The following is a 12,868-nucleotide window of genomic DNA, read 5'->3' as shown; positions in this document are numbered from 1 at the left end:
GTCATCCGGCCACCCGCAGCAGCAGTACCGAGCGGGCCGGGATCGTGATCGCCGTGCCTGCGCGGTGCGCCACCGCCGGTTCTTCCGACTGGGTCTCGCGCGAGGTGTCGACGACCACCTCGTAGCGTTCGGCCCACGGCGGCCCCGGCAGGACGAAGCTCGACGGGCGGTCGCCGGCGTGCAGGACGGCGAGGAAGCTGTCGTCGAGGATCGCCTCGCCCCGCTCGTCGCGGCCCGGGATGTCCCGGCCGGAGAGGTACATGCCGAGGGTGGCGGCCGGCGCGTACCAGTCCCGTTCCGTCATCTCCGCTCCGCGCGAGGTGAACCAGGCCAGGTCGCGCAGGCCGTCCGCCGAGTGCGCGCGGCCCGAGAAGAAGGCGCGGCGGCGCAGCACCGGATGGCGGTGGCGCAGCGCGATCAGCCGGGAGGTGAGGTCGGCCAGCGCCTTCCAGCCGGGCTCCGCCAGCAGTCCCCAGTCCAGCCAGCCGATCTCGTTGTCCTGGCAGTAGGCGTTGTTGTTGCCGCGCTGGGTGCGGCCCAGTTCGTCACCGGCGACCAGCATCGGCACGCCCGTCGACAGCAGCAGGGTGGTCAGCAGGTTCCGCAGCTGCCGCCGCCGCAGCGCCCGTACGCGCTCGTCGTCGGTCTCGCCCTCCGCCCCGCAGTTCCAGGACCGGTTGTCGTCCGTGCCGTCGCGGTTGCCCTCGCCGTTGGCCTCGTTGTGCTTGCGTTCGTACGACACCAGGTCGCGCAGGGTGAAACCGTCGTGCGCGGTGATGAAGTTGACGGACGCGTAGGGGCGCCGGCCACCCCACGCGTAGAGGTCGCTGGAGCCCGACAGGCGGTAGCCGAGGTCCCGCACGTCGGGCAGCGCGCCGCGCCAGAAGTCCCGCACGGCGTTGCGGTACCGGTCGTTCCACTCCGTCCACAGCGGTGGGAAGGCACCCACCTGGTAGCCGCCGGAGCCCACGTCCCAGGGCTCGGCGATCAGCTTCACGCGCCGGAGCACCGGGTCCTGGGCGATGACCGCGAGGAACGGCGAGAGCATGTCGACGTCGTGCATCGAGCGGGCCAGCGCGGCGGCCAGGTCGAAGCGGAAGCCGTCGACGCCCATCTCCGTCACCCAGTAGCGCAGCGAGTCGGTGATGAGGCGCAGCACGTGCGGCTGGACCACGTGCAGGGTGTTGCCGCAGCCGGTGTAGTCCGCGTAGCGCCGGGCGTCCGACTGCAGCCGGTAGTAGCCGCGGTTGTCGATGCCCTTCAGCGACAGCGTCGGGCCCAGCTCGCCCGCCTCGGCCGTGTGGTTGTAGACGACGTCCAGGATCACCTCGATGCCGGCCGCGTGCAGCGCCCGCACCATGCGCTTGAACTCGCCGACCTGCTGGCCCGTCGTACCGGAGGCGGCGTACCCGGCGTGCGGGGCGAAGTAGCCGATGGAGTTGTAGCCCCAGTAGTTCTTCAGGCCGCGGCGCAGCAGGTGGTCCTCGTGGGCGAACTGGTGCACGGGCAGCAGCTCCACCGCCGTGACGCCCAGCCCGACCAGGTGCTCGATCGCGGCCGGGTGCGCCAGACCGGCGTAGGTGCCGCGCAGCTCCTGCGGGATGCCCGGGTGCAGCTTGGTGAAGCCCCGCACGTGCAGCTCGTAGATGACCGAGTCCGCCCACGGGGTCTTCGGGCGGCGGTCGTCGGACCAGTCGTCGTCATCGTGGACGACGACGCCCTTGGGGACGTACGGCGCCGAGTCCCGCTCGTCGCGCACGGTGTCCGCGACGTGCTGCTGCGGCCAGTCGCGCACATGCCCGTACACCTCCGGGGGCAGCCCGAAGTCGCCGTCCACCGCGCGCGCGTACGGGTCGAGCAGCAGCTTGGCCGGGTTCCAGCGGCCGCCGGTCCACGGGTCCCAGCGGCCGTGCACCCGGTAGCCGTACCGCTGCCCGGGCACGACCCCCGGCACGAAGCCGTGCCAGATCTCGTGGGTCAGCTCGGTCAGACGGACCCGCGTCTCCTTGCCCCGCTCGTCGAACAGGCACAGCTCCACCGCCTCCGCCCCGCCCGCCCACAGCGCGAAGTTGGTACCCGCCACCCCGTCCGGCCCGGTACGGAACCTGGCGCCCAGCGGCGTCGGCGCACCCGGCCGCACGGGCACGCCCGGCACCCTGCGGGGCGCGCCGTCGACCACGGCGGAAGGGCGCACACCCTTCTCGGCCACCGCCTCCTGCTCGGCTGCGCTGGACACCTGTCGGCCTCCCACGGCTCGTGGAACGGGATGGAAAGGGCGTGCGGCGTCCCGGCCGCGGCGCCCCTCACGCCGTCCTCCCCACTGTTCTGCCCAGAGCGTGGCTCGCACTCACGTTTCCCCAGGGGGGGCCGCTCGTTGGGCCCCATGTGAAGGACGCACACAGGCGCGCGCGGCGCGCGGGGGCCGCACTGGCCGCCGTACTGACATGGGCGGGGCTCCTCGCCGGCTGCACCTCCCCGACCGGCATCGACGAGGCCCTCGGCAAGCCACCCGCTCCCGAGGACGTCATCCGGGTCTCACCGGACGACGGCAGCAAGAGTGTCCGGCCCGACCAGCGGCTCGTGGTGCGGGTGCCCAGCGGGCGCCTGGAGTCGGTGAAGGTCGTCGAGGCACAGGACGCGCAGGAGACCGAGGTACCCGGGCACGTCTCCGACGACGGACTGCGCTGGGAGCCGGACGACGGCCGGCTCGCGCTCGCCGCCAAGTACACCGTCGACGCGGTCGCCCTGGACGGGCACGGCCGCAGGTCGGCCCGCCACACGACCTTCACCACCTACGTCCCCGACGAGCGGTTCGTCGGCTACGTCACTCCCGAGAACCGCGCCATCGTCGGCACCGGCATGATCGTCTCCCTGGAGTTCAACCGGGAGGTCGCGAACCGCGCGGCGGTCGAGCGCGCGATCCGCGTCACCGCCCGCCCGGCCGTCGAGATCCGCCCGCACTGGTTCGGCGGGGGCCGCCTGGACTTCCGCCCCGAGCACTACTGGAAGCCCGGCACCCAGGTCACGGTCGATCTGCGGCTGCGGGACGTGGAGGGGGCGCCCGGCGTCTACGGCATCCAGGACAAGACGTTCTCCTTCACCGTCGGCCGCAGCCAGGTCTCCCTGGTCGACGCTGCAGGGCACACCATGCAGGTGCGGCGGGACGGCGCCCTGCTGGCCACCGTGCCCATCACGGCCGGCTCGCCCCAGCACACCACCTACAACGGGAAGATGGTGGTGATGGAGATGCTCGAGGTCACCCGCATGAACAGCCGCACGGTCGGCTTCGGCGGCGAGTACGACATCCCGGACGTCCCGCACGCCATGCGCCTGACCGACTCCGGCACCTTCGTCCACGGCAACTACTGGGCGCCCGACGCCCCGGGCCGGGTCAATGTCAGCCACGGGTGCGTGGGGCTCAGGGACGTCAAGGGCGGCGGCTCCGACACCCCCGCGGGCTGGTTCTTCGACCGCAGCCTGATCGGGGACGTCATCGAGGTGGTCCACAGCAATGACAAAAAGGTCGCTCCCGACAACGGCCTCGGGGGATGGAACATGGGGTGGAAGGAGTGGAAAGCGGGCAGTTGATGTTGGGACGAAACGGTGACCTTCGGCTGACACGATTCTCAAAACCCTGCGGTTAATATGCGCGAATGCGCTGGGCTGGCGCACTGGGGTGGGGCCCGACCAGGCCCGGGAGGGGAGAACGACTTGAACGTGCGGCCGATATCGGGGGCGTCGGTTGACGCGCGCGGACGCAGGGGAGTGCCGGCGCTGATACTCGGCGCCCTGCTCCTCACCGTCACCGCGTGCGGAGGGGGTGGCTCGGGCTCCGGGTCCGGTTCCGGGGACGCCAAGGGCAAGGGCGCGGACAGCGCGCAGAGCAAGCAGTCGGTGGCCGTCGTCGCCATCGCCCCGAAGGACGGCGCGACCTCCGTCGACACCAGCGGCGCGCTCAAGGTCAGCGCCTCCAAGGGCAAGTTGACGCAGGTCGAGGTCAAGACCGCCAAGGGCGAGGCGATAGCCGGGAAGATCACCGACGGCGGCGCCTCGTGGACGCCGTCCACGCATCTGGCGGCGTCCACGAAGTACACCGTGCACGCCGTCGCCAAGGACTCCGAGGGCCGCCAGGCGGCCGAGGACTCCAGCTTCACCACGCTGACCCCGAAGAACACCTTCATCGGCAGCTTCACCCCCGAGGACGGCTCCACCGTCGGCGTCGGGATGCCGTTCTCGATCCGCTTCACCCGGGGCATCACGCACCCCGGTGACGTCGAGAAGGCCATCAGCATCAAGACCGAGCCGGCCGTCGACGTCGAGGGCCACTGGTTCGGCAACGACCGCCTCGACTTCCGCCCGGAGGACTACTGGAAGTCCGGCACCAAGGTCACCGTCAGCCTGAACCTGGACGGCGTCGAGGGCCGCCCCGGTGTCTACGGCAAGCAGGCCAAGACCGTGAAGTTCACCGTCGGCCGCAACCAGGTCTCGATCGTGGACGCCAAGAAGCACACGATGAAGGTCATGCGGGACGGGAAGGTGTACAAGACCCTTCCCGTCACCACCGGCAAGCCGGGCTACGACACCTGGAACGGCCAGATGGTCATCAGCGAGAAGCTGCGGGTGACCCGGATGAACGGCGACACGGTCGGCTACGGCGGCGAGTACGACATCAAGGACGTCCCGGACGCCATGCGGCTGACCGACTCGGGCACCTTCGCCCACGGCAACTACTGGGGCGGCGGCGCGTTCGGCAACTACAACGCCAGCCACGGCTGCATCGGCCTGCGCGACGCGCGCGGCGGCTACGACCGCTCGCTGCCGGGCGCCTGGTTCTTCGACCACTCCATCGTCGGCGACGTGGTGACGGTGAAGAACTCCGACGACCGTACCGTCGACCCGGCCAACGGACTCAACGGCTGGAACATGTCGTGGGAGAAGTGGAAGTCGTAGACGTCCGTCGATCGACGGCCCCGGTGTGAGGTACCACACCGGGGCCGTTGTCGTTAGTCCCCGTTAACCTGCCTGCATGACCGTGAATCTCGAAGTCGCCGAAGGTGTCGGCACCATCCGCCTCGACCGTCCGCCGATGAACGCGCTGGACGTCGCCACCCAGGACCGGCTCAAGGAGCTCGCCGAGGAGGCGACCCGGCGCGAGGACGTGCGGGCCGTGATCGTCTACGGCGGGGAGAAGGTGTTCGCGGCGGGCGCGGACATCAAGGAGATGCAGAACATGGACCACACGGCGATGGTCCTGCGCGCCCGCGCCCTGCAGGACTCGTTCACGGCGGTGGCCCGCATCCCCAAGCCGGTGGTCGCGGCGGTCACCGGCTACGCCCTCGGCGGCGGCTGCGAACTCGCGTTGTGCGCGGACTTCCGCATCGCCGCGGACAACGCCAAGCTCGGCCAGCCCGAGATCCTCCTCGGCCTGATCCCGGGCGCCGGCGGCACCCAGCGGCTGTCCCGGCTCATCGGCCCCTCCAAGGCCAAGGACCTGATCTTCACCGGACGTATGGTCAGGGCGGACGAGGCGCTGGCGCTGGGCCTGGTCGACCGGGTCGTCCCGGCCGCCGAGGTGTACACCGCGGCGCACGAGTGGGCGGCGAAGCTCGCGCAGGGTCCGGCGCTCGCGCTGCGGGCGGCGAAGGAGTCCATCGACACGGGCCTGGAGACCGACATCGACACGGGACTCGCGGTGGAACGGAACTGGTTCGCGGGCCTGTTCGCCACCGAGGACCGGGAGCGGGGGATGCGGAGCTTCGTGGAGGAGGGACCCGGCAAGGCGAAGTTCCTCTGAACCACTTGCAATTGACACGCTGTCTGATCCGGTGGTCCCTCGATGGGGCGGTTTATGAGAGCCTTAAGGCAACCTTAAGTCTGGCTGATCCAGGGGGGCGGTCGATTGCCGCTCGCGATGCCTGCGTCGCAGCTCAACCGGGTTGTGGGTGACCACGAATTGACTTTGGCATATGTCAAACGACTCATCCGGAGCGGTTGATTCCGGGGGGCGTATTCCCCCGGAACGGCCCCGGAGTGAGCTTTCGGCGGCCATGATGGGGGCATGGCGGGGCTGGAGGGCATCGAACAGCCGCGGGGACACGGCCGTGCGACGGCGGCGCGCTGGTCGCCCGCGGTGGAGGACGAGCGGGCGCTGAAAGCGCTGGAACTGTTCGGCAACCCGACGGACGCGGAGGTGCCGCTCCCCTCCCGCCCCGAGTCCGCGGCCACCGCCCGCCGCCTCGCCCAGGTCGTCGTCCTCCGCCAGTGGGGGCTGACGCCGAAGATGACCGAGGACGTGGTCCTGCTGGTCTCCGAGCTGGTCGGCAACGCCGTCCGGCACACCGGAGCCCGGGTGTTCGGCCTCCGGATGCGCCGCCGCAGGGGCTGGATCCGCATCGAGGTCCGCGACCCGTCCCGGGGGCTGCCCTGTCTGATGCCCGTCCAGGAGACCGACATCAGCGGCCGCGGTCTGTTCCTGGTCGACAAGCTCTCCGACCGCTGGGGCGTCGACCTGCTGCCCCGCGGCAAGACAACCTGGTTCGAAATGCGCGTCGCCGACCGCTAGGGCCTGTCGGCTCAGGGCCGCTCCCGTTCGCCGCGACCCGAAAACGCCCCCTAATCGGGGCAATCGGCCGTTTTCTTACCCTGCCCCTCTTAAATGGTGCGGGTGACCCCGACCGACCGCCGCACGGCCCTACGCACGGGCGCCGGCCTCCTCGCCGCAGGCGCCCTCTCCGCCGGATGTGCCACGCACGGCGCCGTCGCACATCCCGCGCCCTCCGCGTCGCGTCCGACGTCCACCGAACCCTCCGCCACCCCGCCGACCTCCCCCGCAGTGGCCCCCGCCCCCCGCCGCTACCCGGGCCGACCCGCCCAGCTCACCCACGGCCCCCGCACCCGCCCCCGCGTCGCCCTCACCTTCCACGGCCAGGGCGACCCCGCCATCGCCCACTCCCTGCTGACCGAGGCCGAGAAGCACGGCGCGCACCTGACCGTCCTCGCCGTCGGAACCTGGCTCGACGAGCACCCCGACATCGCCCGCCGGATCCTCGACGGCGGCCACGACCTGGGCAACCACACCCAGCGGCACCTGGCGATCGACACCATGTCCGAGGCCGACGCCCGCTCCGAGATCACCGCCTGCGCGGACCGGCTCCGGCGCCTCACCGGCTCGATCGGCACCTGGTTCCGCCCCTCCCGGGCCCCGCTGGCCTCCCCGCTCGTCGCCCGCCTGGCCCGCGAGGCCGGATACCCGCACGTCCTGTCCTACGACGTCGACTCCCTCGACTACACCCGGCCCGGCGCCGACGCCATCACGCGCAAGGTCGCCGCCGAGGTGCGCGACGGGTCCATGGTCAGCCTGCACTTCGGTTACCCGGACACCGTCAAGGCGCTCCCCGCCGTCCTGGAAGAACTCGCCCACCGCGGTCTGTCCGCGGTGACCACCACGGAGTTGTTCAGCTGATGCAGCGCACCCGAATCGCCCACGCTCTCCTCGCGAGTGCCGTCCTCGTCTCCCTGGCAGCCTGCAGCTCCGGCGCCGACCACCACAAGGACGAGGCCCTCGGCAGCAAGGCGGCCGTCGCGCCGGCCGAGAAGAAGGCCGCCGTCCAGGGGCTGCCCGGCATGCCGCCCGTCCTCGACCCCAAGGACGTGTACGCGGCCGACCGCCCGAACCGGCTCTCCCCGGTCGTCAAGGACTTCCCGTCCCGCGTCTACGTCCCCAACACCAACTCCAACACCGTCTCCGTCATCGACCCCGAGACCTACAAGGTGATCGGGACGATCCCGGTCGGCACCCAGCCCCAGCACGTCGTCCCCTCCTGGGACCTGAAGACGCTGTGGGTCAACAACGACCGCGGCAACACCCTCACCCCCATCGACCCGAAGACCGGCAGGACGGGCAGGACGGTCGACGTGCACGACCCGTACAACCTCTACTTCACGCCGAACGGCAAGTACGCGATCGTCATGGCCTCCCTCGACCGCGAACTCGTCTTCCGCGACGCGCACACCATGAAGCGCGTCAAGACCGTCCCGGTCAGCTGCTACGGCGTCAACCACGCCGACTTCTCCCTGGACGGCCGGTACTTCATCGTCTCCTGCGAGTTCAGCGGAGAACTGCTCAAGGTCGACACCGAGCGGATGCAGGTCGTCGGCCAGCAGAAGCTGCCGTTCCACGGCTCGATGCCGCAGGACGTGAAGATCTCCCCCGACGGCAAGCGGTTCTACATCGCCGACATGATGGCCGACGGCGTGTGGATCCTCGACGGCGACAAGTTCACCCAGCCGTCCTTCCTGCCCACCGGCAAGGGCGCCCACGGCCTCTACATCAGCCGCGACTCGCGCGAGATGTACATCTCCAACCGTGGCGAGGGCAGCATCTCGGTCTTCGACTTCGCGCAGAACAAGCTCACCAAGAAGTGGCACCTGCCCGGCGGCGGCAGCCCCGACATGGGCGGCGTCTCGGCGGACGGCAAGGTTCTGTGGCTGTCCGGCCGCTACAACGCCGAGGTGTACGCCATCGACACCGCCTCCGGCCGTGAACTGGCCCGCATCAAGGTCGGCAGCGGCCCGCACGGGCTCGCGGTCTACCCCCAGCCGGGCCGGTACTCGCTCGGCCACACGGGCATCTTCCGCTGACCCGGCCCTACTCGGGCAGCAGCAGCGCCTCCGAGCCCACGGCCCGGTAGCCGGCCGCCTGGAACGCCCGCACGCTGCGGGCGTTGCCCGGGGCGACCTGCGCCCACAGCGGCTCGGCGACGAGATGGCGGGCGGCTCTCACCAGCAGCCGCCCCAGCCCCCGCTGCCGTACCCCCTCGTCCACCTCCACCGAGACCTCCAGCCGGCCGCCGACCCCGCGCCCCGTCACCAGCACCGCGCCGTCCGCCTCCCAGGCCCGCACCTCGTCGCGCCGCCCGCGGGCGTAGCCGACCCGGGAGTGGACGGCGTCGTCGATCTCCCGCAGCGCCAGGGGCGGTTCGCCGGGCAGCGGGGCGGCGACCAGCAGTGCGTCGATCGTCTCCGCCCTGCGGCCCGTACGTTCCATGAGCGCCGCGAGGAAACGCGGGTTCATGGAGGCGGCCAGCGGATCGCAGTCCGTGGCGCGCAGGGTGTCGTACACCCAGCCCGGATCCTCGTCGGTGAAGACGACGGAGTGCGCGGTGAAGGCGAGGACCCCGGCGTCCCGGTGGCAGGCCTGCGGGACGACGGTCGTACCGCCGTTCGCGGGCGGGAAGACACCGCGGGCCGCCGCGCCGAGAATGTCCCGCAACGTCTCCATCTCCGCGCTCCTTGAGTCTCCACCCACTGGAAGGCCCACACTCGCAGAGATGACCGGTCACCCGCTCCCCGGGCGGCTACCGGCTCTGCGACGCCGGGTCCGCCGCACGCCTGGAGCTGATCCGCACCCCGCGCGAGCTGGGCCTCGGCCTGGAGGACGTGCGCAAGGTGCCGTCTCGCCCGCTACCGCGGTGGTCGCCGCACTGGAGGCGCGTCCGGGCGGTTAGTCTGACCTGCGTCAGTACGCCAGCATGGCAATGGAACATGGATAAAAGGGGCGGATCGGTGGCCGATATCGAAGCAGCGCGCAAGGAGTTCCAGAGGATCGACACCGACGGCGACGGGTTCATCACCGCCGCCGAGTTCAAGACCGCTCTGGCGCAGGGGGGCGACTGGAACGTCACCGAATCGGTGGCCGAGGTCATCATCAAGGCCCGCGACCTCAACGGCGACAAGGTCCTGTCGTTCGACGAGTTCTGGGCGTACCTGAACAAGTGACGCTCGCCCGAGGGGCGCCGGCGCCGTGTGCGCCGGCGCCCCTTCGTCCGTCCGGACGTCCTGCGGAATAGCCCGGAGAGGCCCGGGGTTGACGCCCACCAGACGTATGCGTGTGCATCGACTCGAAAGGCAAGGCCTGTCATGAAGATCGGCATCATCGGCGCGGGCAACATCGGCGGCAACCTCACCCGGCGGCTGACCGCCCTCGGACACGACGTCTCCGTGGCCAACTCCCGCGGCCCGCAGACCCTCACCGAGCTGGCCGAGGAGACCGGCGCGACACCGGTGCCGGTGGAGGAGGCGGCGCGCGACGCGGAGATCGTCGTCGTCACCGTTCCCCTGAAGGCCGTCCCGAACCTGCCCTCCGGCCTGCTCGACGGGGCCGCCGAGGGCGTCGCGGTGATCGACACCGGCAACTACTACCCCCAGCAGCGCGACGGGAAGATCGCCGGGATCGAGGACGAGGGCCTGACCGAGAGCCGCTGGACCGAGCGGCAGATCGGGCACCCGGTCGTCAAGGCCTTCAACGGCACCTTCGCCGCCGACATCCTGGAGCGCCCGAGCCCGGCCGGCGCCCCCGACCGGCAGGCCCTCCCGGTGGCGGGCGACGACGAGGTGGCCAAGCGGAAGGTCAGGGCGCTGATCGACGAGCTCGGCTTCGACACCGTGGACGCCGGCGGCCTCGACGACTCCTGGCGCCAGCAGCCCGGCACCCCGGTGTACGGCCTGCGCGAGGGCGTCGACGGAGTCACGAAGGCGCTGGCCGCGGCGAGCCCCGAGCGTACGGCGGAGTGGCGGGCCTGACGCGGCCTGCTCAGACGATCTCCAACGGCCGGTGCGGCCCCTCCGGCAGCTCGACCTTCACCGGATCTCCGGGCCGCACCACGCCTCCGCTCACGACGACGCCCATGATCCCGGCCCTGAGCCGGACCGAGCCGTCCGCGTCCCGCCCGACGACCTGCTTCAGCAGCCCGCTGCGGAAGTTGTCGATCTGCAGACAGGGGTTGCGCAGCCCGGTGACCTCGACGACGGCCTCGTCCCCGAGCCGCAGCAGCGTGCCCACCGGCAGGCCCAGCAGGTCGAGCCCACGCGTGGTGACGTTCTCCCCGAGCTGCCCGGCCGCGACCTCGAAGCCGGCCTCATGGACCTCGTCGAACAGTTCCTCGTGAATGAGGTGCACCTGGCGCAGGTTCGGCTGCGAGGGGTCCCGGGCCACCCGCGACCGGTGCTTCACCGTCACCCCGGCGTGCACGTCACCCTCGACACCCAGCCCCGCGAGCAGCGTGATGCTCTCCCGGTTGGGCTTGGTGAACGAATACGTCCCGTTGCTGCTGACCGCGGCGACCGAGCCACCCGACATGAGAATTCTCCCCTCGTCCCTATGGGGATGATCTCTCACTCATGCGCCCGCGGCCCACTCCTTGAGGGCCGCCTTGCTCGCGAAGTCCGCGACGTCCTTGTCGTGCGGCTCGCTGGAGTACTGGTGGAAGCGCCACTTGGCCTTGATACGGGGCTTGCCCGCCGTGACGTAGTCGGCGATCCACAGGCCGTCGCCGGCGTACGAGGTGCGGTCGATGTCGAGCCAGAAGTTCCTGTTGGCGTAGAGGATCACCCGGTTGTTCGGCCTGAGCGCCTTCACCTTGCGGATGAACGAGTCCTTCTCCGCGTTGCTCGCGTGCGTCCCGGAGCTCGTCGTCTCCCAGTCCACGGCAAGGATGTCGCCCGCCCTCTCGGGGGCATGACTGACGAAGTACTCGGCCTGGGCCTCGAGGTTGCCGGGCCACAGGAAGTGGTAGAAGCCGACGACCAGACCCGCGTCCCGGGCGGTCTTCGTCTGCGCGGCCAGTCTCGGGTTGACGTACGAACGGCCCTCCGTCGCCTTGACGAAGACGAAGGAGAGGCCGTCCGTGCCGTACGAGGCGGACTGGAACGCACTGACGTCGATTCCGTGCAGCATGGGGGGACTCCCTGAAGTGCTGTCGTGGGGAGGGGAGTTGTAGACCCCATACTTTAAGACGTCAACCTCTCGCAGCCACCGAACTCAGAACGGATGCCGGCTTCGCCGCCCAGTCCGAGGTGATCAGACTCGCGTGGTCCGCCGCCAACAGCGCCAGCCGGGCGGCTACTTCGGCGTCCGTCGGGGCGGTCGAGGAGATCGCCGGGGAGACGCCGGCCGCGTCCGTCGTGATCAGGATGTAGTGGTTCGTCGAGTAGAAGGACGTGTCGTACCCGTTGTTCACGTACGCCGCCGCGTCCCCGTCGAAGAAGACGAACCACGGCCGGATGGAGCTGTCGTAGCGGCCGGTGCGCGGGTCGCCGCTCGCCGCGCCGAGCACCGCGGGAAAGGCCTGCGCCGCCGAGATGTCCCCGGCCGCGTACAGGTCGCGCAGGTGGTCGCCGTACTCCTCGTCGGTCCAGTAGTGGTCGAAGGGGTTCTGCTGCTCGACCGTGCCGGGGATGAGCTCGAAGAGGAACTTGCCCTTCATCGCGTCCCGCGTCGGCCACGCGTTCGCCTTCGCCGCCGCGTCGAGCGTGGAGTAGGAGGAGCCGAGCAGGTCGGCCGGCCTGAAGACGCTGCCGCCGAGCTTGCGCGAGACCAGGGTGTCGAACTCGTCGGGGCCGAGGCCGACGTTGTTGTTGAAGCCGACCTTCATCTCGACCTTGACGACGACAGGGGCGTGGTCCGGGTGGAGCTGCTGCCAGGCCGCCATGTTGTCCAGGCAGCTGCCGAGGTCCTGGTTGCGGTTCTTGCTGTAGAGCTCGCTCGGCGTGGCCGCCTTCTCGCAGTTGTTGTCGTTGCCGAGCGGGTTGCTGTGGCTCACCCGCCACCGCTTGCTCAGGCTGTCCGCGTACACGTCCAGCTCCAGCAGCGAGGCACCGGAGTCCAACGCCTGTGCCCAGTAGGTGTACTTGGCCTTCTCGTACGCGTTGTGCGTCCCGATCGCCGTCGTCTCCGAGAACTTCGGCGACGCCGCCTGAGCGTTGCCCGGTACCGCCATCAGCATCGCGGCCGCGCCCAGCAGCGCCGCCATCCGTCTCACCACGCGCATACGTCAATACCCCTTTGCCGTCACCGAGTTGGCGGCAGCGT

General features: G+C 70.5%; 13 protein-coding genes. 8 read left to right on the top strand and 5 right to left on the bottom strand.

The features are described 5' to 3' along the window. Nucleotide 1: 1 nt before the first annotated feature. A complete protein-coding gene (gene glgX / locus ACQF4J_RS15895) occupies nt 2–2,236 on the bottom strand; it encodes a glycogen debranching protein GlgX (protein ID WP_351576243.1) in 2,235 nt (744 codons plus the stop codon). 149 nt (nt 2,237–2,385) lie between these two features. Here glgX and ACQF4J_RS15890 point away from each other — a divergent pair, with 149 nt between their 5' ends. The 6 genes from ACQF4J_RS15890 to ACQF4J_RS15865 all read left to right on the top strand — a co-directional run bounded on the left by ACQF4J_RS15890 (nt 2,386) and on the right by ACQF4J_RS15865 (nt 8,640). Then, nucleotides 2,386–3,588: a L,D-transpeptidase gene (locus ACQF4J_RS15890; protein WP_351576240.1), complete on the top strand. Its 1,203-nt coding sequence runs from the start codon at nt 2,386–2,388 to the stop codon at nt 3,586–3,588. 123 nt (nt 3,589–3,711) lie between these two features. Beyond that, entirely contained in the window at nt 3,712–4,950 is a 1,239-nt protein-coding gene (locus ACQF4J_RS15885) for a L,D-transpeptidase (protein ID WP_427165866.1), read from the top strand. Between the two features lie 76 nt (nt 4,951–5,026). Continuing rightward, nucleotides 5,027–5,794: an enoyl-CoA hydratase/isomerase family protein gene (locus ACQF4J_RS15880; protein WP_351576234.1), complete on the top strand. Its 768-nt coding sequence runs from the start codon at nt 5,027–5,029 to the stop codon at nt 5,792–5,794. A 264-nt stretch (nt 5,795–6,058) separates the two neighbouring features. Further along, nucleotides 6,059–6,562, top strand: coding sequence for an ATP-binding protein (locus tag ACQF4J_RS15875; RefSeq protein ID WP_351576231.1), 504 nt, complete (start codon nt 6,059–6,061; stop codon nt 6,560–6,562). Nucleotides 6,563–6,655: 93 nt separating this feature from the next. Next, on the top strand, nt 6,656–7,462 hold the full coding sequence (locus tag ACQF4J_RS15870) for a polysaccharide deacetylase family protein (protein WP_427165865.1): 807 nt from the start codon (nt 6,656–6,658) through the stop codon (nt 7,460–7,462). Next, entirely contained in the window at nt 7,462–8,640 is a 1,179-nt protein-coding gene (locus tag ACQF4J_RS15865) for a hypothetical protein (RefSeq protein ID WP_351802922.1), read from the top strand. Before ACQF4J_RS15870 ends, ACQF4J_RS15865 begins: the two co-directional genes overlap by 1 nt. Nucleotides 8,641–8,647: 7 nt before the next feature. Here the strand turns inward: ACQF4J_RS15865 and ACQF4J_RS15860 are convergent, their stop codons facing one another. Beyond that, the gene (locus ACQF4J_RS15860) at nt 8,648–9,280 is read right to left on the bottom strand and encodes a GNAT family N-acetyltransferase (protein WP_351802924.1); all 633 of its coding nucleotides are present in this window, start codon (nt 9,278–9,280) and stop codon (nt 8,648–8,650) included. Nucleotides 9,281–9,564: 284 nt separating this feature from the next. Between ACQF4J_RS15860 and ACQF4J_RS15855 the strand changes: the two genes are divergently transcribed. Further along, nucleotides 9,565–9,777, top strand: a complete 213-nt coding sequence (locus ACQF4J_RS15855) for an EF-hand domain-containing protein (protein WP_115905780.1) — start codon at nt 9,565–9,567, stop codon at nt 9,775–9,777. Nucleotides 9,778–9,918: 141 nt separating this feature from the next. Continuing rightward, a complete protein-coding gene (locus tag ACQF4J_RS15850) occupies nt 9,919–10,581 on the top strand; it encodes an NADPH-dependent F420 reductase (RefSeq protein WP_427165862.1) in 663 nt (220 codons plus the stop codon). 10 nt (nt 10,582–10,591) lie between these two features. Here the strand turns inward: ACQF4J_RS15850 and ACQF4J_RS15845 are convergent, their stop codons facing one another. The 3 genes from ACQF4J_RS15845 to ACQF4J_RS15835 all read right to left on the bottom strand — a co-directional run bounded on the left by ACQF4J_RS15845 (nt 10,592) and on the right by ACQF4J_RS15835 (nt 12,827). Continuing rightward, a complete protein-coding gene (locus ACQF4J_RS15845; RefSeq protein WP_351576212.1) occupies nt 10,592–11,137 on the bottom strand; it encodes an MOSC domain-containing protein in 546 nt (181 codons plus the stop codon). Between the two features lie 39 nt (nt 11,138–11,176). Continuing rightward, a complete protein-coding gene (locus ACQF4J_RS15840; RefSeq protein ID WP_351576209.1) occupies nt 11,177–11,734 on the bottom strand; it encodes a glycoside hydrolase family 25 protein in 558 nt (185 codons plus the stop codon). A 61-nt stretch (nt 11,735–11,795) separates the two neighbouring features. Beyond that, the gene (locus ACQF4J_RS15835; protein ID WP_351802928.1) at nt 11,796–12,827 is read right to left on the bottom strand and encodes a phosphatidylinositol-specific phospholipase C domain-containing protein; all 1,032 of its coding nucleotides are present in this window, start codon (nt 12,825–12,827) and stop codon (nt 11,796–11,798) included. Between the last annotated feature and the right edge of the window lie 41 nt (nt 12,828–12,868).

The organism is Streptomyces sp. C1-1 (genome assembly GCF_050214755.1).
Lineage (GTDB): Bacteria > Actinomycetota > Actinomycetes > Streptomycetales > Streptomycetaceae > Streptomyces.
The sequence above is the reverse complement of the archived record's forward strand: the minus strand, read 5'-3'. Positions and strand labels throughout refer to the sequence as shown.

What these genes read in the sequence shown, in the direction of transcription:
- ACQF4J_RS15880 (WP_351576234.1), top strand. Translation starts at nt 5,027, where the DNA reads ATGACCGTGAATCTCGAAGTCGCCGAAGGTGTCGGCACCATCCGCCTC.
- ACQF4J_RS15875 (WP_351576231.1), top strand. Translation starts at nt 6,059, where the DNA reads ATGGCGGGGCTGGAGGGCATCGAACAGCCGCGGGGACACGGCCGTGCG.
- ACQF4J_RS15870 (WP_427165865.1), top strand. Translation starts at nt 6,656, where the DNA reads ATGGTGCGGGTGACCCCGACCGACCGCCGCACGGCCCTACGCACGGGC.
- ACQF4J_RS15865 (WP_351802922.1), top strand. Translation starts at nt 7,462, where the DNA reads ATGCAGCGCACCCGAATCGCCCACGCTCTCCTCGCGAGTGCCGTCCTC.
- ACQF4J_RS15860 (WP_351802924.1), bottom strand. Translation starts at nt 9,280, where the DNA reads ATGGAGACGTTGCGGGACATTCTCGGCGCGGCGGCCCGCGGTGTCTTC.
- ACQF4J_RS15850 (WP_427165862.1), top strand. Translation starts at nt 9,919, where the DNA reads ATGAAGATCGGCATCATCGGCGCGGGCAACATCGGCGGCAACCTCACC.
- ACQF4J_RS15845 (WP_351576212.1), bottom strand. Translation starts at nt 11,137, where the DNA reads ATGTCGGGTGGCTCGGTCGCCGCGGTCAGCAGCAACGGGACGTATTCG.
- ACQF4J_RS15840 (WP_351576209.1), bottom strand. Translation starts at nt 11,734, where the DNA reads ATGCTGCACGGAATCGACGTCAGTGCGTTCCAGTCCGCCTCGTACGGC.
- ACQF4J_RS15835 (WP_351802928.1), bottom strand. Translation starts at nt 12,827, where the DNA reads ATGCGCGTGGTGAGACGGATGGCGGCGCTGCTGGGCGCGGCCGCGATG.